Consider the following 17,309-nt stretch of genomic DNA (forward strand, 5'->3'; position numbering starts at 1 on the left):
TAAAAGCAAGGCACGCCCTTTATCTAGGGCGTGCCTTGCAAAAAAACAGACATCCTTATCGGTCCCCCCCTCCGGGGAAGGCCAGGATCTGTGCAATTCGTGCCATATCCGGGGCGGTGACGTCACCGTCCTCGTCATCCCCCATATTCATGGGGACACCAATGGTTTCCAGTGATGCCGCGATAATGCCGGCCGTCACATACAGCCGGCTGTACATTGCCTCGGCATATGCCTTTTCAAGATATTCCCGCAGGGCGCCATGCGGCCCCGGCCGGTCCTTGTCCCCGTCCTTCAGTTCCCCGTCCATCTATGCTCCCCCGGCTTCTCGTTGCGTCGACCCAATGACCTATATTTTTGACTAAAGGGGTAAAAAAACGCAACAGAATTCGCCCTTAAGATATAGAATAAACCACCTAAACTGAAATAGGTCATATTTTAAATCTTGCAAATGATGTCTTTCGGCGGCGGCTGCATTTCACGCATTGCGGGTACAGGTGCCGCCCCGTTTTCCAAGGCTTCCGCCCCCTATTCCCTTGCCCTCCCCTTGCCTTTTTCCAGTCTGTTTCGGCGTATTTTAAATTTCCTTGAAAACCGTATGGTAATATAATAAATTAACAGTAATTTTCCGTTAAACATTTTTATTCACAAGAATACAGCTATGACCATCCGCACAAACTTCGTCGATACCATCGGCAACACGCCCCTTATCCGACTGACCGCCGCATCGGAGCAGACAGGCTGCGAAATCTACGGTAAGGCGGAGTTCCTGAACCCCGGCGGGTCCGTCAAGGACCGGGCTGCATTAGCCATCATCAAGGATGCCGAAGCCAAGGGCCTGCTGCGCCCCGGCGGTATCATTGTGGAGGGGACGGCCGGCAATACGGGCATTGGCCTTGCCCTTGTTGCCAATGCAAAGGGATACCGGACCGTGATTGTCATGCCGGAAACCCAGACCGCCGAGAAGAAGGCCCTGCTGCGCTATTGCGGGGCGGATTTGCGCCTTGTACCGGCCAAGCCCTACAAGGACCCGGACAACTATATCAAGTATTCCGGCCGTCTGGCCGAGGAACTGGCGGCCTCCGGGGAAAACGGGGCCATCTGGGCCAACCAGTTTGACAATGTGGCCAACCGGACCGGTCATTTCGAAACCACGGGACCGGAAATCTGGCAGAATACGGATGGCAAGGTGGACGGCTTCATCTGCGCGGTCGGCAGTGGCGGCACCCTTGCGGGTGTGGCAGGTGCGCTCCGGGATCGCAACCCGGCGATCAAGATCGGGCTTGCCGATCCCATGGGCGCGGCGCTGTTCAATTACTACACCCACGGCGAACTGAAGGCTGAGGGCAGCTCCATTACCGAAGGCATCGGTCAGGGGCGGATTACGGCCAATCTGGAAGGGCTTGAAGTGGACTTCCCCTATCAGATCAGTGACCGCGAGGCCCTGAACGTGCTGTATGACCTGAATATTCATGAAGGTCTGCAACTGGGTCTTTCCACCGGTGTCAATGTGGCTGGCGCCATTCGCATGGCCCGGGAAATGGGCCCCGGCCACACCATTGTCACGGTCCTTTGCGACACGGCACAAAAGTACTTTAGCAAGCTGATGGACGTTGATATGCTCCGGGCAAATGACCTTCCGGTTGCACCCTGGCTGGAAGGATAATCAAAAATGCCCTGAAACGGAGACTGAGACAAATGACGATCCCCCTTTTTCGCGACGATGCCTATCAGACAACGTGCACTGCAACGGTGACGGACATCAACGACAAGGGGGGGATCATTCTTGACCAGACCGTTTTCTATCCCACCGGTGGCGGCCAGCCCGGCGACACCGGCACCCTGACCCTAAAGGACGGCTCCGTTGTCACCATCGCCACAACGGTCAAGGGCGACACGCCGGAGCAGATCGTCCTTGTCCCTGCAGAGGGCCAGACCCTGCCCGCGGTTGGCGACACCGTCACCGCCGAGATCAACTGGACCGTCCGCCACCGCCTGATGCGGATGCATACCTGCCTGCATCTTCTGTCCACTGTCCTGCCCTATCCGGTCACCGGCGGACAGGTGTCCGATGGCAAGGGGCGGCTTGATTTTGACCTTCCCGAAGCCAGCCTCGACAAGGAAGACATCACCCGCCAGCTTAACGAGGTGATCGAGGGTGCCCACCCGGTATCTTCCGACTGGATTACCGATGCCGAACTGGATGCCAAGCCCGACCTTGTGAAAACCATGTCCGTGCAGCCCCCGCGCGGCGCGGGCAAGGTCCGCCTGATCCGGGTTGGCGACGTGGATCTGCAGCCCTGCGGCGGCACCCATGTGAAGAACACTTCGGAAATTGGCCGGGTTCTTGTGCGAAAAATCGAAAAAAAGGGTCGTCAAAACAGGCGTGTTTCCCTTACCTTTGATGAATAAGCGATCCCTTGTAAAACAGCAATCAGACTAACCGAGTGAGCCCGAACAGAATGTCTTATGCCAACCCCACCTCTCTTGTGTCTACCGAATGGCTTTCCCTGAACATGTCCGCGCCGGACATCCGCATTGTGGATGCGTCCTGGTACATGCCGGGGGAACAACGGGATCCGAAAGCCGAATTTGACGCCGCCCATATTCCCGGCGCCATCTTCTTCGATATTGACGAGATTGCGGATACGGACAATCCCCTGCCGCACATGATCCCAAGCCCGGAAAAATTCTCCAGCCGGATGCGCAAGCTGGGCCTTGGCGATGGCAACCGGATTGTCATTTATGATGGTGCGGGCGTCCGCAGTGCCGCCCGTGCGTGGTGGATGTTCCGCCTGTTCGGCCATAACGAGGTGTCCATTCTGGATGGCGGACTGCCCAAATGGCAGGCAGAAGGCCGTCCGGTCACCGACATGCCCTCCCACCCGTCCGAACGGCACTTCACCTCTCGCTTCAACAACATGATGTACCGGGAAAAGGCGCAGGTCCGCCGCAATATTGAAACCGCAAGGGAACAGGTTCTCGACGCCCGCTCAAAAGGGCGCTTTGAAGGGGTTGAGGCCGAACCCCGCGACGGTCTTCGCGGCGGCCGCATTCCCGGCTCGCTCAACCTGCCGTTCAACACACTGCTGAAGGAAGACGGCACCCTGCTGGACGCGGAGACGCTCACAACCCGCTTCCGCGAGGCGGGCATAGACCTGTCCAAACCGGTTACCACCACCTGCGGCTCTGGCATTACGGCCTGTGTTCTGGCCTTTGGCCTGCACCTGATCGGCCACAAGCAGGTTGCGGTTTATGACGGCTCCTGGACCGAATGGGGACTGGATGACAGCATGCCCATTTCAACCGGGACAAAATAATCCCGACCGGAACAGAATAACCAGAACCGGAGCAAAACAATGCCAATCCAGAGGAAACCGACACCGGATGCAGAAGGCCTTTGGCCCGTCACCATCACCTATCTGAAGATGGAGGAACGGCCGGTGCCACAGGTTATTCCGGCCCCGGCGGTGCCCCATTCCATTTTGCGGGCGGAAAAGCCGACGGTTTCCTTTTACCGGTATCTGTATGATGCGGTCGGCCGGGATTGGGCCTGGATCGACCGCAAGAAACTGGGTGACGACGCGTTGTCGGAAATTCTGGTGGATCCGGGGACCGAAATCTATGTTCTGTATATCCGGGGGGTTCCCGCCGGCTATGCCGAACTGGATTTCCGCAAATTCCCCTCCGTTGTGGATCTGGCCTATTTCGGCATCATGCCGGAATTTATCGGCATGAAACTGGGGCCGTATTTGCTAAACTGGGCTATCGAACAGGCATGGCGGCGCAACCCGGATCTGGTGACCGTCAATACCTGCACCCTTGACCATCCGAAGGCCCTGCCCCTCTATCAGCGGTTCGGCTTTACCCCCTATCGCCAGCGGGAAGTCCTTATCGACCCGGTCGAGGATTAATCCCCTTCCGCCCTGTCTGCCCCGCGCCCCTGCATGGCAGCGCCCGCCTGCCCTCAGGTCAGGCGATAGCGGTTGGTTTCCGGATCATACGACCGCCCGTCAATCAGGTTCGACGGCGTCCCCAAAAGGGCGGACTTCATGTCCATCATGACCCGCTGGCTTTCCAGATAATAGGAATGCTCCACCAGTCCCGAAACCACATCCGTACAATCAACCAGCGTCACCTTGCCGGGAATGGACCTTGGAATACGCGGCCCGTCATCACCGAGCCGGTCCGGGTTGCCCTTGGTCTTGTCTGAAATGGCCATGGCCCGGTCTTCATTGTTGAAATAGACATTCACCCGCTTGGCGATCCGGGGCAGGAATTTCAGCTTGTGCTCTTTCTCGAAGGCGTCGTCATCCTCGTCCGCCGCCATCAGGAAAATCTGGTCGAACAGGCGCGGCGGACGCCCCGGCGCCTGCCGCAAAATTTCCTGCAAGGCATGCCGCAGCACATAATTGCCCATACTATGCGCCACCAGATGAAGTTTCTGGTCGCAGGCCTCGTCCGGGGTGGACCCGCGCAAATAATCCCCGAGCTTCAGGAAGCTGCGGGCAAAGGCCGGCCCCGATGCCGCCGCATCCTGCCGATCATTGGCGTAGGCAATAAAAGGCATCATGGACCCGTCGGACGGCCACGAGAACAGCACAACATTCACCCCCCGTCCCCCGGCGGCATCGCGAAATTCGTGCTTCAGGCGGGCGGCGGCGGACAGCGCCTCGTGAAAGGACACGTTGTATCCGTGGATAAAGACAATCGTGTCCGTGCCCTCAAGGGCCATGCTGTCCCGAACCTTGCCGAAAATCTCCAGACTGCCAAGTTTCGATCCCTTGCCGTCCTTCTGCTTGCGGCCCGCATCCTTTCGCAAAATCTCCTGCGCAAGGGAAACGGTGATCTGATCGAACCCTGCGCCTGTCACATCGGCAGTGCCAAAGCGCAGGCTGGCAAGGCCGTCTTCACTGAAATTGCGCCCGAAATCATCGGGCTTGTTTTTGCGATTGGGTTTCCTGTTGGTTCCAAAACAGATCGATGTCATGCCCGCCCCGCCTTCCTACAGCAAAAAGAAGTTTAGAAAACAATTATAAAATCGTTTTGCGGGCAAGCCAACCGGAAAGCCGTTTCCTACTACCCTTTCCGGCCTTTGCCCCCGGATTTGCAAGAAACCCCATTTCATTATACAATAAACTTCTAATTGAAAGCGCCCTGCCGGATAAAGGAGCGAGTTTCATGATCACGTTCTCATCTCAAGCGATGTGCAAACGGGCCCTTCTTGCCGGTTTTGCCCTGCCACTGATGCTGTTCGCGGCCCCGGCCGGGGCCGCGCCGCAAATCCTTGCGGTGGCCTCGGCGGACCTGCCGGTTTCCCTCTCTTGCGAAAAAGGGGAATGCAGCGCCGAGCTGACCGCCATCTGCCTGCAGGAGCATCGGGCCTCGCCCCATGCCGGTCAGGAATATTACGTTCACGACAACCAAAAACTGGCGCTTTCCCTTGTGCGGCCGGATGGGGACCGGATTGACCTGTCAAACCTGCCCCTGACCATCCGGGCGGCCCGCGGTCACAATGCCGTTCAGGTCTCCCTTGCGGAAACCCGGTTGCGGGGGCTTGGGGATGGCACCTTGATGGTCACCGTGCCCGAGGGTATCTCGCTTATTCCTGTTCCGATTGCCAATGATGCAAAACCGCAAACGGAAGCGGATATCCTGCTGGCGACAGGCCCCCTTCGGTCGGTTGCTACCCGCCTTGTGGATCGGGATCAGGGCCGGGCCAATGCCGCCCGTCTGGTCAATCAGGCCATCAATGCGTTGCCCGGCAAGGGCCGCGCCTCCCCGTCAGAGCGCGAGACTGCCCTCGCCTTCTTTAGCGGTCAGGCGGATCAATCCCGGTACCCGGATCAGGCAACAACCCTCGCCCGTGATACGGTCCGGCAATGTTTCGAGGAAACCGTGGTGGGCTTTCGCAGTTTCCGCCAATGTCTGGGAAGCAGCCATGACCAGTTGATCGGCAAACTGAATACCCGATACTGGCGGTCGCTCAACGCGGGTAGCTGACGCGTCAGGCCCGCCTGGCCCATTGCGCCGTACCTTCCCGCCCGAGTGGGCCGAAGCCTTGGTGCGGTTGCCCTAGAACCGGTGCCGATAGCCAAGCGACAGATAATTCGCGCCGCCACCATCCGTGATCAGGCCATACCCGCCGGACCGATGGTGGAACCGGACGAAAACCTCTTCGTTTTCATACTCCGGCAGGGCAAAGGTCAGCTCCGGCGAGAAAAAATGCAGCCAGCGCGAAGTATCCCCGCCATCGGCCCGGTCTTTCTCGATCTCGGCGATCCCGGTGGCGTAGTTCATGCCGATCGGCAGGCCCAGCGTTGTTTTCACATAGTCATTCCACGGGAATTTCATCCAGCGTAAATACAGCGCTGCCCAAAACTCATACTCGTCTTCCTTGCCGAACCGCTTGGCGATCCCCACCTCCGGCTCCAGCACCGCCCAGTCGTAAAAATTCACCAGTTTCTTTGAAAAGGTGGCCGCAATCAGCCCGCTGTCCCGGTAATCCCAACTGGTGGGAAAGGATGGGCTGTTGATGAAGATATCCTCCATATGATCTTCAACCCCAACCCCCACATATAGGGAAAAGGCGCAACTGCCACGGCATTCATCAAGGGCATAGAGGGACAGGCCCCCGCTCTGGCTCTGTTCCTGATCCGGGTTTACGGATATGCCCGAACCGGGGCCCGTATCCGCCACGAAAATCGGCTCCCCGCCCACGGGCGCGGGGCTTAAAAGGCCCGGTTGACGGGCCGCGATGCCCATACTGTCCGCACCTCTGGCACCGGATGTCACACCAAAACCGGGGGCAACCATCCCGTTGCCCTGTCCGCCATCCCATGATGTCCCTTGCGGGGCGGGGCTTGTAAAAGGATGCGGGGCAAACAACATGTCTTCAAAGCTATGCGGTAATCCGTCTGCGGCCCGGGCACCCGGCGTCATGCCCAGTCCCCCAGCCAGTATTGTGCACAGCACAGCCAAAATCCGCATCCTTTTGCCCCCACCCCTCGCCCTTACATAAGAGAATAAAAGCGAATCAATTTCTCCATAAGGTATTATCACATTTCATATTGCGAGAATTATTTTTCATAAATTCGCCTCTATTTCGGCAAGACTTGGGCAAAAAAAAGAACCCCGAAAAATCGGGGTTCTTGCAGGGGTCAAGGGATCGGCTGTTCCCCTCAGGCGTTGTGAAGAATTTGCGACAGGAACAACTGCGTCCGCTCGCTTTGGGGATTCTCGAAAAACTCCTGAGGCGGGGCCTGCTCGATAATCTCGCCGCCATCCATGAAGATCACCCGATCGGCCACGGTCTTGGCAAAGCCCATTTCATGGGTCACGCAGATCATGGTCATGCCGTCTTCGGCAAGGCTGATCATGGTGTCCAGCACCTCCGAGATCATTTCCGGGTCCAGCGCCGATGTGGGTTCGTCGAACAGCATGATCCGCGGGTTCATGCACAGCGACCGGGCAATGGCAACACGCTGCTGCTGTCCGCCGGAAAGCTGGCCCGGATATTTATGGGCCTGTTCGGGAATTTTCACCCGTTCCAGAAACTGCATGGCGGTGGCTTCCGCTTCCTTTTTCGGGGTCTTGCGCACCCAGATCGGGGCCAGCGTGCAGTTTTCCAGCACCGTCAGATGGGGGAACAGGTTGAAATGCTGGAACACCATGCCCACTTCACGGCGGATTTCATCGATCTTCTTCACATCATTGGTCAGTTCGATGCCATCCACGATGATCTGTCCCTGCTGGTGTTCTTCCAGCCGGTTGATGCAGCGGATCATGGTGGACTTACCCGACCCGGACGGCCCGCAGACCACAATCCGCTCGCCCCGGTTGACGGTCAGGTTGATATCCCGCAGCACGTGGAATTCCCCGTACCATTTATGCATCCCGATCAACTGGATCGCGATATCGTCCTGTTTGTTTGATGCCTTGGCAGCGTTATTCATAATGCCTGCCTCCTATCTTTTATGACCGGTATGGAGCTTGTTCTCCAACCAGATGCTGTAACGTGACATGCCGAAGCAGAAGACCCAGAACACGGCGGCAACGAAGACATAGCCCTCGGTTGCCAGTCCCAGCCAGTTCTTGTCCGTCGTCCCGGACTTGATCACACTCAACAGGTCCAGAAGCCCGATGATGATGACCAGCGTGGTGTCCTTGAACAGTCCGATGAACGTATTCACAATGGCCGGAATGGAAATCTTCAGCGCCTGCGGCAGGATGATCAGACCCATGGCCTGCCAGTATCCAAGACCCAGCGATTTTGCCGCCTCCATCTGGCCTTTCGGGATGGCCTGCAAGCCACCGCGGATCACTTCGGCCATATAGGCCGCCGAGAACAGCGACATCCCGACCAGTGCCCGGATCAGCTTGTCAAAATTCATGCCCTCCGGCAGGAACAACGGCAACATGACCGAGGCCATGAACAGGACCGTAATCAGTGGCACGCCGCGGATCAGTTCAATGAAGCCCACACAGACCATGCGCACCACCGGCATGTCCGATCGCCGTCCCAGCGCCAGAACGATCCCGAGTGGCAGGGCCACGAAAATGGACACCGACGCCAGAACCAGCGTCAGGAACAGCCCGCCCCATTCAGATGTTTCCACCTTTGGCAGGCCAAAGCCGCCATAAAACAGGAAGTAACAAAGGATCGGATAGACAACGAACAGGAAGACCGCCGGCCATTTCTTGTCCTTGATCACATCGGACAGCACCAGAAACAGCCCGACCGCCCCCAGAACATAGCCAACATTGATGCGCCAGCGTTCCGCCTCGGGATAGAAGCCATACATGTTCTGCCCGAACCGGGCCTTGATGAAGACCCAGCAGGCCCCCGTTCCGGTGCAATCCTCCCGCGTGGTGCCCGCAAAGTTGGCGTTAATGATCGTATAGCCGATCAGGGCGCTCATCGCCTCCCACACAACATAGAGGGAGACCAGTGTCAGGATCGTGTTCCACCAGTTCGAGAACAAATTCTGACGCAGCCACCCGATCACACCGGTTTGAGACACCGGCGGCGGCAGTTCGGGATGACGTTCTGTTTTCACAATAGCCATTTCTTACCTCTCTACCAGGGCGATGCGCCGGTTGTACCAGTTCATGAACATGGAAATGAGCAGGCTGATGCCAAGATAAAACGCCATCGTAATGGCAATGACCTCGATCGCCTGTCCGGTCTGGTTCAGGGTGGTTCCGGCAAAAATGGCCGTCAGGTCCGCATAACCGATCGCCGTTGCCAGCGACGAGTTCTTGGTCAGGTTCAGATACTGACTGGTCAGCGGCGGTACAATCACCCGCAGCGCCTGCGGCAGGATAACCAACCGCATGGTCAGGCCGGGCCGAATGCCAAGGGAATGGGCCGCCTCGGTCTGGCCATGACTGACCGAATTAATCCCGCCGCGAACGATTTCCGCGATAAACGCGCCGGTATAAATGGACAGCCCCAGCCACAGGGCTAGGAATTCCGGCTCCAGCACCCAGCCACCGGAGATATTGAAACGGCCAAGGTTCGGGGTTTCGAATGAAAACGGCATCCCGGTCACCAGCGCCGCCAGCACGGGCAAGCCGATGATCAGTCCGACACAAGACCAGAAGACCGGAAAGGCCTGCCCCGTCTTGTCCTGCCGCTTGTGCGCCCAGCGCGTCAGGAACACCGCCCCTGCGATGGCCACAACCAGCGCCACCACAATGACCATGAAGCCCGCCTCGGGGATCACACTCGGGAAATAGATGCCGCGATTGTTGATCGCCACATTCTCGCCGATCTTGATACTGTCCCGCACGGTCGGCAGAACACTGAGAACCGCGAAATACCAGAACAGAAGCTGAACCAGCAGGGGGATATTGCGCATCACCTCGATATAGACGGCGGCGATCTTGTTGACGATCCAGTTTTTGGAAAGCCGCAGCACACCGAACACAAACCCGAAGATCGTCGCCAGAACAATCCCCGACAGCGATACAACCACCGTATTGATAATGCCGATCAGCAGAACATCGCCGTGGGTGGATGTCTGCGCGTTATAGTCCAGCAACAGGACAATGCCGATACCGAAACCCGCAGGTTCCGACAGGAAACCAAATCCGGACGCGATCCCGCGTTTCTCCAGATTTTCAACCGTGTTATTCCCAACGTAAAAAACGAAAGCAAGGAAAAGCGTTATAACAAGGATCTGAAAGAAGACGGCTCTTGCTTTCGGGTCCCGCCACAGACTGACCTTGTCCCCTCCTTGTCGCCCCAGTGCATCAACAGCCATTCGGGCCTCCTTCCCGGAGTAGTCGTGAAATCAACTGGCAAAAAACAGGAAAAGTGCATGCCTCTGGAAGAGACACACACCTTTCCTTAATCCTCAACCGTCCTTAGCGGGCTGGCGGGGCGTAGAGAATGCCACCCTTGCTCCACAGCTGGTTCAGACCGCGGGCGATGTTCAGAGGTGTGCCGGCTCCCAGATGTTTTTCGAAGATTTCACCATAGTTGCCAACCTGCTTGATGGCATTGGCAGCCCATTCAGGGCCCAGACCAAGCTGGCTTCCAAGGTCACCGGATGTGCCGAGCAGACGGGCGATTTCCGGGTTCTTGGAGGATTTCATTTCATCCACGTTGGAAGAATTGATCCCCAGTTCCTCGGCGATGATCAGCGCATTCAGCGTCCAGCGGGCGATATCGCCCCACGCATTGTCACCGTGACGAACGAGCGGGCCCAGCGGTTCCTTGGAAATGATTTCCGGCAGAACAACATGGTTTTCCGGATCCGCCAGAACCGAACGCTGCGAATACAGGCCGGACTGGTCCGTTGTGTACACGTCGCAGGTATCCTTGATATAGGCTTCGCGAACCTCGTCAGAGGTATCGAACAGCACGGAGTCGTATTTCATGCCATTGGCAGCGAAATAGTCAGCCAGGTTCAGTTCGGTTGTGGTCCCGGACTGGATACAGACGCGGGCGCCATCCAGTTCCTTGGCGGATTTCACGCCGAGGGATTTCTTCACCATGAAACCCTGACCGTCGTAATAGTTGACGCCGACAAATTCAAACCCCAGATTCACGTCCCGGCTGAGGGTCCATGTGGTATTCCGGGCCAGAACATCGATTTCACCGGATTGCAGGGCGGTAAAACGCTCTTTCGCGGTGGTCGGGGTATATTTCACCTTGTCCGGGTCGCCAAAGATCGCGGAAGACATGGCGCGGCAGATGTCCACATCGAACCCTTCCCAGACACCCTTGTCATTGGGCGCGGCAAACCCTGCCAGTCCCGTGGTAACCCCGCACTGGATAAAGCCCTTGGCGCGAACGTCATCCAAAGTTGCAGCGGATGCGGTCCCGGCCAGCAATGTGACGGCAGTCGCAACAGCAATAAAGCCTGTCTTTTTCATAAAACACCTTCCTGTCAGATCATGATTACTCTTTTGGCCCCGCGTCTTCCCGGGGCGTCTGCTCGTTGGCAGACCGGGGGCTCGTCTCCCAATCAAGGCTCCCCATAGAAATGACGATAGTAATTTTACCGTAACGGTCAATAAAAAATTTTATCAATCTAATTTACATATTGAAAATTTAGATCACCCTTCTGGAAACTTTCATACTTTCCACAACAGTCGCGATCCTTTATTCATTAAGAAAATTTCCCAGTATTCAAAAATGGATAGGCAGGCATGAAAGACGAAACGAAGATTGTGATCGCAGGGCGCCACCCGGACGAGAATTTTGGCATTGTCAACGCACCGGTTTATCACGCCTCGACCATCCTCTATTCCTCGCTTGCCGAACTGGAGGAACGCCACCGGGACCGGGCCAAGGGGGAAAAGGTTGTCACCTATGGCCGCATGGGAACGCCAACCACATGGTCGCTGGAAGATGCGGTTGCCGAACTGGAAGGCGGATACCGCACACAGGTCTTCCCGTCCGGCCTTGCCGCCTGCGCCCACGCGCTTCAGGCGTTCCTAAAAACCGGGGACCATATCCTGATGACCGATAACGTCTATGGACCGACCCGCGCCTTCTGCGACACGGTCCTGAAACGGTTTGGCGTGGAAACCACCTATTACGATCCGCTTGTCGGTGCCGGGATCGCGGAACTGATGCGCCCGGAAACCCGTGTTGTCTTCACGGAATCCCCCGGCTCCCAGACCTTCGAGATGTCCGACATCCCCGCCATTGCCGAGGTTGCCCACAAGAAGGGCGCGGTTGTCATGATGGATAACACATGGGCGTCCCCGCTCTATTATAAGCCGTTCGAGCATGGGGTCGATGTTTCCATTCAGGCCGGGACGAAATATATCGTCGGCCATTCCGACGTGATGCTGGGCACCGTGACCACCACACAGGAACACTGGGCCACCCTGCAGGCGGGTGCCAACCTGACCGGCCAGACCGCCGGTCCCGATGATGTCTATCTGGCACAGCGTGGCCTTCGAACCCTGTCCGTGCGCCTGAAACAACATATGGAAAACGGGATCAGGGTCGCCGAATGGCTGAAAGGCCGCCCGGAAGTGCATTCCGTGCTGCATCCAGCCCTGTCCGACCATCCGGGACATGACCTTTGGAAGCGGGATTTCCTGGGCGCGTCCGGCCTGTTTTCAATCCAGTTGAAGGCCCTGCCGAAACCGGCGCTTGCGGCCTTTATGGACAATCTGGAACTGTTCGGCATGGGCTATTCATGGGGCGGCTATGAAAGCCTGATCATCTATGCCGATCCGTCCAGCCACCGGACCGCGACCTCGTGGGACAACACCAATCCGCTGGTCCGGCTGCATATCGGTCTGGAAAGCACGGACGACCTGATTGCCGATCTTGAGAACGGCTTTGCACGCCTCAACAAGGCCCTTTAGGCGGGGCTTTGCCCCCCTTACCTTTCTGGTGATAGAATGATTGACGCCCTTGAAAAGACCTTGAAATTCAACGCCGACGGACTGATCCCGGCCATCGCCCAGCAACATGACACCGGCGAGGTGCTGATGATGGCGTGGATGAACCGGGATGCCATCCGCGAAACCCTTGACACCGGAATTGTCTGCTACTGGACCCGGTCCCGCCAGAAGCTCTGGCGCAAGGGAGAAACATCGGGCCATGTCCAGACCCTTGTGGATTTCCGCGTCGATTGCGATGGCGACACCCTGTTGTTGCTGGTCGACCAGAAAGGCGTGGCCTGTCACACGGGCCGCCATAACTGCTTCTTCCGCTCAGTGCGGGAGGGCGATCTTGAAACCATTGCTGACGTGGAAATCGATCCCGAAAGCATGTACGGCGACAAGAAGTAGGCATGATGTTGTCGCCGGAGGAATGGGAGGTCATTTCGCTGTCACTCCGCGTTGCCACGTGGAATACGCTTCTCTCCATCCTGCCGGCGATTGCCTGCGCATGGCTGCTGTCGCGCCGGGATTTTCCCGGCAAGGCGGTGTTCAGCACCCTTGTTCACCTGCCCCTTGTGGTGCCGCCCGTCGTGGTCGGGTATTTCCTGCTGGTCCTGATGGGGCGAAACGGCCTGATCGGCGGCTGGCTTTTCGATACCTTCGGAATTTCCCTGATCTTCAGTTGGAAAGGCGCGGTTCTGGCCACGGCGGTCATGTCCTTCCCCCTTGTGGTGCGGACCATCCGGCTGGCCTTTGACGGTGTGGACCGAAAACTGGAAAGTGCCGCCCTCACCCTTGGGGCCGGGCCCGTTCGGGTATTCCTGACCATCACCCTGCCCCTGATCCTGCCGGGTATCCTGTCGGGCGCCACGCTGGGTTTTGCCCGCGCCCTTGGGGAGTTCGGGGCCACCATCACCTTTGTTTCCAACATTCCCGGAGAAACCCGCACCTTGCCCGTTGCCATCTATTCCCTGCTTCAGGTTCCGGGCGGCGAGGATCGGGTGGAACGGCTGGTGATCCTGTCGCTGCTTCTGGCGTTTGGAACGGTTGCCCTGTCCGAATGGCTGGCCCGGTTGACACGACGGCAACTGGACGGGGGGCGCCATGCTTGAGGTTTCCGTCACCCGTCCCCTGCCCGCCCTCACCCTTGAGGCCCATTTTTCCGCCGGGCGCGGGATCACCGCCCTGTTCGGCCCGTCAGGCGCGGGAAAAACGTCTCTTGTCAGGATGCTGGCCGGTCTCGACACCCCGGCGCATGGGCGCATCATTGTCAATGACCGTCCCCTGTTCGAACGGGCCGCGACCGGACCGGCAACCTGCAACATTCCGCCCCAAAAGCGGAGCATCGGATATGTTTTTCAGGAAAACCGCCTGTTTCCCCATTACACGGTCCGGGGCAACCTGACCTATGGCCGCACCAGCGCCGCCGCCGCGGGCAAGGCACCGGTCACATTTGACGATACGGTCAGCCTGCTGGGGCTGGAAGCCTTACTGGACCGCAAACCCGCCACCCTGTCCGGCGGCGAACAACAACGGGTCGCCATCGGTCGGGCTCTGCTGTCCAACCCGGACCTGCTGATCATGGATGAACCGCTGTCCAGCCTTGATCTGGCACGCCGGCACGAGATCATGACCCTGATCGAGCGCATCCGCGACCAGTTTGACCAGACCATTATCTATATTTCCCATTCCATCGAGGAAGTGATCCGGCTTGCCGACACCCTTGTCCTGATGGACCAGGGCAAGGTGCAGGCCTTTGGCCCGGCGACGGACATCCTGTCGCGCCCTGCCCTGTTCCCCTTTACCGGCGGAAGTGATGCGGGCACGGTGGTGGAAGGCATTGTCACCGGTCATGACCCGGACCACAGGCTAAGCCGCCTGGACACACCAGCGGGGCTTTTGACCCTGCCCCTTGTCCCTGCCGAGCCGGGCGAACGCTTGCGGATTCGCATTCGGGCGCGGGATATCGCCATCAGCACCCGCCCGGTTGAACAGATTTCCATCCTCAACCGGCTTCGCGGGATTGTGTCTGCGGTTCATCCGGCCGGTTCCGGCAGTGTGGATGTCACCATAGACACAGGCGTCCCCCTGACGGCGCGGATCACCCGAAAATCATTTGACGACCTTGGGCTGGATGTGGGAACAGAGGTTTTTGCCCTTGTCAAATCTGTGACCGCCGATGCCTATCACCGGCATTCTGGAGAGTAGATCGTACCCTCAATGACCCCGAAATCCTCAAAAATCGTAATCATAGGCGGCGGCCCGGTCGGCCTGATGGCGGCCCAGATCCTGAGCGAGACCCCGGCCTTTGATGTTCATCTCTATGAACAGAAACCCTCCGTTGGCCGGAAATTCCTGTTGGCCGGACGGGGCGGCCTGAACCTGACCCATTCCGAGGACAGCACCCGGTTCGCCGCCCGCTTTGGCAAGGATGAGGCGCTGTTCAAAACCCTGATGGAACGGTTTTCCCCCGCCGATCTTCGGGACTGGGCACAGCAGCTTGGCGTGGACACCTTTGTGGGCAGCAGCGGGCGCATCTTCCCCACCGAAATGAAAGCCACCGGTCTGGTGCGCGCCTGGACCAAGAAACTGACCGAACAGGGCGTTACCTTTCACCTGCAACACCGGTTCCTGTCTTTTTCCGAAGACAGAACCGTCACCTTTGAAGGCCCGGACGGACACCCCGTCGAGGTTCAGGCCGATGCCCTTCTGTTCGGACTTGGCGGGGCCAGCTATCCGCATCTGGGATCACGGGGGGACTGGACCGACGAATTTGAACGGCACGGCCTTGAGATGGCCCCGTTCCGCCCCACCAACTGCGGCTTTCATGTTCTGTGGTCCCGTTTCATTCTGGACCGGTTTGAAGGAATGCCCCTGAAAAACATCCGGCTGGAGCATGAGGGCAACACCTCCCGCGGGGATATGGTAGTGGCGCGATACGGACTGGAAGGGGGCGCGCTTTATGCCCTCGCCCGTCCGCTGGCCGAAACCCTGGATCGGGAAGGTCAGGCCACTCTCAATATTGACTTGCGGCCCGATATGGACCTACCAGAGGTGGAACAGCGCCTGTCACAGCCGCGCGGCAAGGCCAGCCTGTCCAGCTTCCTCAAAAAGACCCTGAAACTGACCCCGCTTGAAATTGCCCTGCTACAGGAATTCTCCGGCCCGCCGCAATCCGGGGCAGCGGCACTGGCAGAGCGGATCAAGAAAATCCCCGCTGAAATTTCCGGCATCCGCCCCATTGAGCGGGCCATCAGCAGTGCCGGCGGCATCGCCATGAACGAGGTGGACAGCGGCATGATGCTGAAATCCCGCCCCGGTATTTTTATCGGCGGCGAAATGATGGATTGGGAGGCCCCGACCGGCGGTTACCTGCTTCAGGGCTGTTTCAGTATGGCAGTGGCGGCGGCCGATGGCATCCGGCACTGGCTTGACCAGACGCCCGCAACAAACGGATAGAATATCCTTAAAATGAAAGAAGGCGGACCGCCCCGGTCCGCCTCGAATGGTATGCCCCTGAACGCGGCAAGTCTTTAGCGCGGAACACTGCCCGGTGAAATGGCCAGCGTGCTGATAAATTCCTCGATCGCGGCCCGATCCTTCAGATACAGGGTCTTGCCCTTCTTGAAGACCAGATTGTCATTGCTGAGCTGCCCCAGAACACGGGCCACCGTTTCCCGCGTGGTAGACACGCGGCTGGCAATCACGCTTTGGGTTGGCATGGGATAGATCAACCACGAATCCTTGTTGATCGGGTCCGTTTCCGCCATCCGCAGCAATTCCTGACAGACCCGCTGCACCGCGCCAAGGGTGGACAGGTCAAGGATGCGGTCGTCATTGGTTCGGATAATCACGGCCAGACGCTGCATCACCTGCATCATGATTTCCGGGTGGCTCATCAGAAGGTCGCTGAAATTCTCAGGCGACAGGGCCGCCAACAGGCATTTCTTGTTGGCGATGATATTGGCTGACCGCGGTTTGCCGTCTATGGCGGACAATTCACCGAAATACTGGCCCGCCTCAACCGTGGCGTAGGCCACTTCGCGGCCGGACACCCCGAAATTGACAACATTGACGCTGCCCTCAACGACAAAGAAAACATCCCGGCTGGTGCTGGATCGCTCCAGAATCTGCTCTCCCGATGTGTAGGTCTTCCAGGAGCATTTACCGGACAGGCCCATCCGTTCTTCCGGGGACAGACCGTTCAGCAACTCAATATTGTCAAGATTCTGCATGGCGATTTAATCAATTCACTCGACCGAAGAATGATCGGTATTTTTCCACTAATAATTCAAATTTAGTTGGTTTACCCAACGTCGGCAACAGGTTTCGGCCCGTAAGGGGAAACTTCCAATATCACTTCATTTGCCGCAAAACAAAAACCACATCCCTTTTCGAAACGGAGTCGTTTATATTTCATACCGAAGCAGGGTTAATACAATGTGACAGGAATG

General features: G+C 57.9%; 18 protein-coding genes. 10 read left to right on the plus strand and 8 right to left on the minus strand.

All coding sequences use genetic code 11. From position 1 onward, the window contains the following. Positions 1–55: 55 nt before the first annotated feature. A complete protein-coding gene (locus tag FQB27_RS13535; protein WP_169561590.1) occupies positions 56–307 on the minus strand; it encodes a hypothetical protein in 252 nt (83 codons plus the stop codon). Between the two features lie 351 nt (positions 308–658). On the opposite strand from FQB27_RS13535, the gene FQB27_RS13540 reads away from it, so the two are divergent. From FQB27_RS13540 to FQB27_RS13555, 4 genes are read left to right on the plus strand one after another with little or no spacing between them, the layout of a single operon-like run. Further along, positions 659–1,663, plus strand: a complete 1,005-nt coding sequence (locus FQB27_RS13540; protein ID WP_169561591.1) for a cysteine synthase A — start codon at positions 659–661, stop codon at positions 1,661–1,663. Between the two features lie 32 nt (positions 1,664–1,695). After that, positions 1,696–2,409 (plus strand): alanyl-tRNA editing protein, encoded by a 714-nt coding sequence (locus tag FQB27_RS13545; protein ID WP_169561592.1) that lies wholly within the window; start codon positions 1,696–1,698, stop codon positions 2,407–2,409. A 50-nt stretch (positions 2,410–2,459) separates the two neighbouring features. After that, entirely contained in the window at positions 2,460–3,317 is an 858-nt protein-coding gene (gene sseA, locus FQB27_RS13550) for a 3-mercaptopyruvate sulfurtransferase (RefSeq protein WP_169561593.1), read from the plus strand. A gap of 39 nt (positions 3,318–3,356) precedes the next feature. After that, entirely contained in the window at positions 3,357–3,911 is a 555-nt protein-coding gene (locus tag FQB27_RS13555; RefSeq protein WP_169561594.1) for a GNAT family N-acetyltransferase, read from the plus strand. Positions 3,912–3,964: 53 nt separating this feature from the next. On the opposite strand, the gene FQB27_RS13560 is transcribed toward FQB27_RS13555, so the two are convergent. Further along, positions 3,965–4,987, minus strand: coding sequence for an alpha/beta hydrolase (locus tag FQB27_RS13560; RefSeq protein ID WP_169561595.1), 1,023 nt, complete (start codon positions 4,985–4,987; stop codon positions 3,965–3,967). A 191-nt stretch (positions 4,988–5,178) separates the two neighbouring features. Between FQB27_RS13560 and FQB27_RS13565 the strand changes: the two genes are divergently transcribed. Further along, positions 5,179–6,000: a hypothetical protein gene (locus FQB27_RS13565; protein WP_169561596.1), complete on the plus strand. Its 822-nt coding sequence runs from the start codon at positions 5,179–5,181 to the stop codon at positions 5,998–6,000. Positions 6,001–6,072: 72 nt separating this feature from the next. On the opposite strand, the gene FQB27_RS13570 is transcribed toward FQB27_RS13565, so the two are convergent. The 5 genes from FQB27_RS13570 to FQB27_RS13590 all read right to left on the minus strand — a co-directional run bounded on the left by FQB27_RS13570 (position 6,073) and on the right by FQB27_RS13590 (position 11,382). Next, the gene (locus FQB27_RS13570) at positions 6,073–6,978 is read right to left on the minus strand and encodes a hypothetical protein (protein ID WP_169561597.1); all 906 of its coding nucleotides are present in this window, start codon (positions 6,976–6,978) and stop codon (positions 6,073–6,075) included. 200 nt (positions 6,979–7,178) lie between these two features. Next, positions 7,179–7,952 carry an amino acid ABC transporter ATP-binding protein gene (locus FQB27_RS13575; protein ID WP_169561598.1) on the minus strand — a complete coding sequence of 258 codons (774 nt, stop codon included), beginning with the start codon at positions 7,950–7,952 and terminating at the stop codon, positions 7,179–7,181. Between the two features lie 12 nt (positions 7,953–7,964). Then, the gene (locus tag FQB27_RS13580; RefSeq protein ID WP_169561599.1) at positions 7,965–9,065 is read right to left on the minus strand and encodes an amino acid ABC transporter permease; all 1,101 of its coding nucleotides are present in this window, start codon (positions 9,063–9,065) and stop codon (positions 7,965–7,967) included. Positions 9,066–9,068: 3 nt separating this feature from the next. Continuing rightward, the gene (locus FQB27_RS13585) at positions 9,069–10,265 is read right to left on the minus strand and encodes an amino acid ABC transporter permease (RefSeq protein ID WP_169561600.1); all 1,197 of its coding nucleotides are present in this window, start codon (positions 10,263–10,265) and stop codon (positions 9,069–9,071) included. A 103-nt stretch (positions 10,266–10,368) separates the two neighbouring features. Beyond that, positions 10,369–11,382, minus strand: coding sequence for an amino acid ABC transporter substrate-binding protein (locus tag FQB27_RS13590; protein ID WP_169561601.1), 1,014 nt, complete (start codon positions 11,380–11,382; stop codon positions 10,369–10,371). A 276-nt stretch (positions 11,383–11,658) separates the two neighbouring features. Here FQB27_RS13590 and metC point away from each other — a divergent pair, with 276 nt between their 5' ends. The 5 genes from metC to FQB27_RS13615 are packed head-to-tail and all read left to right on the plus strand — an operon-like array spanning position 11,659 to position 16,314. Continuing rightward, positions 11,659–12,834: a cystathionine beta-lyase gene (gene metC, locus FQB27_RS13595; RefSeq protein WP_169561602.1), complete on the plus strand. Its 1,176-nt coding sequence runs from the start codon at positions 11,659–11,661 to the stop codon at positions 12,832–12,834. Between the two features lie 36 nt (positions 12,835–12,870). Then, positions 12,871–13,263, plus strand: coding sequence for a phosphoribosyl-AMP cyclohydrolase (gene hisI, locus FQB27_RS13600; protein WP_169561603.1), 393 nt, complete (start codon positions 12,871–12,873; stop codon positions 13,261–13,263). A gap of 2 nt (positions 13,264–13,265) precedes the next feature. After that, entirely contained in the window at positions 13,266–13,967 is a 702-nt protein-coding gene (gene modB / locus FQB27_RS13605; protein ID WP_169561604.1) for a molybdate ABC transporter permease subunit, read from the plus strand. Next, positions 13,960–15,063, plus strand: a complete 1,104-nt coding sequence (modC, locus tag FQB27_RS13610) for a molybdenum ABC transporter ATP-binding protein (protein ID WP_169561605.1) — start codon at positions 13,960–13,962, stop codon at positions 15,061–15,063. The genes modB and modC overlap by 8 nt, the downstream gene beginning before the upstream one ends. Before the next feature lie 12 nt (positions 15,064–15,075). Next, a complete protein-coding gene (locus FQB27_RS13615) occupies positions 15,076–16,314 on the plus strand; it encodes a TIGR03862 family flavoprotein (protein WP_169561606.1) in 1,239 nt (412 codons plus the stop codon). Positions 16,315–16,388: 74 nt separating this feature from the next. Here the strand turns inward: FQB27_RS13615 and FQB27_RS13620 are convergent, their stop codons facing one another. Then, entirely contained in the window at positions 16,389–17,090 is a 702-nt protein-coding gene (locus FQB27_RS13620) for a Crp/Fnr family transcriptional regulator (RefSeq protein WP_169561607.1), read from the minus strand. Positions 17,091–17,309 lie beyond the last annotated feature (219 nt).

Origin of the sequence: Sneathiella chinensis, from assembly GCF_012720115.1 — a bacterium.
Classification (GTDB): Bacteria; Pseudomonadota; Alphaproteobacteria; order Sneathiellales; family Sneathiellaceae; genus Sneathiella; species Sneathiella chinensis.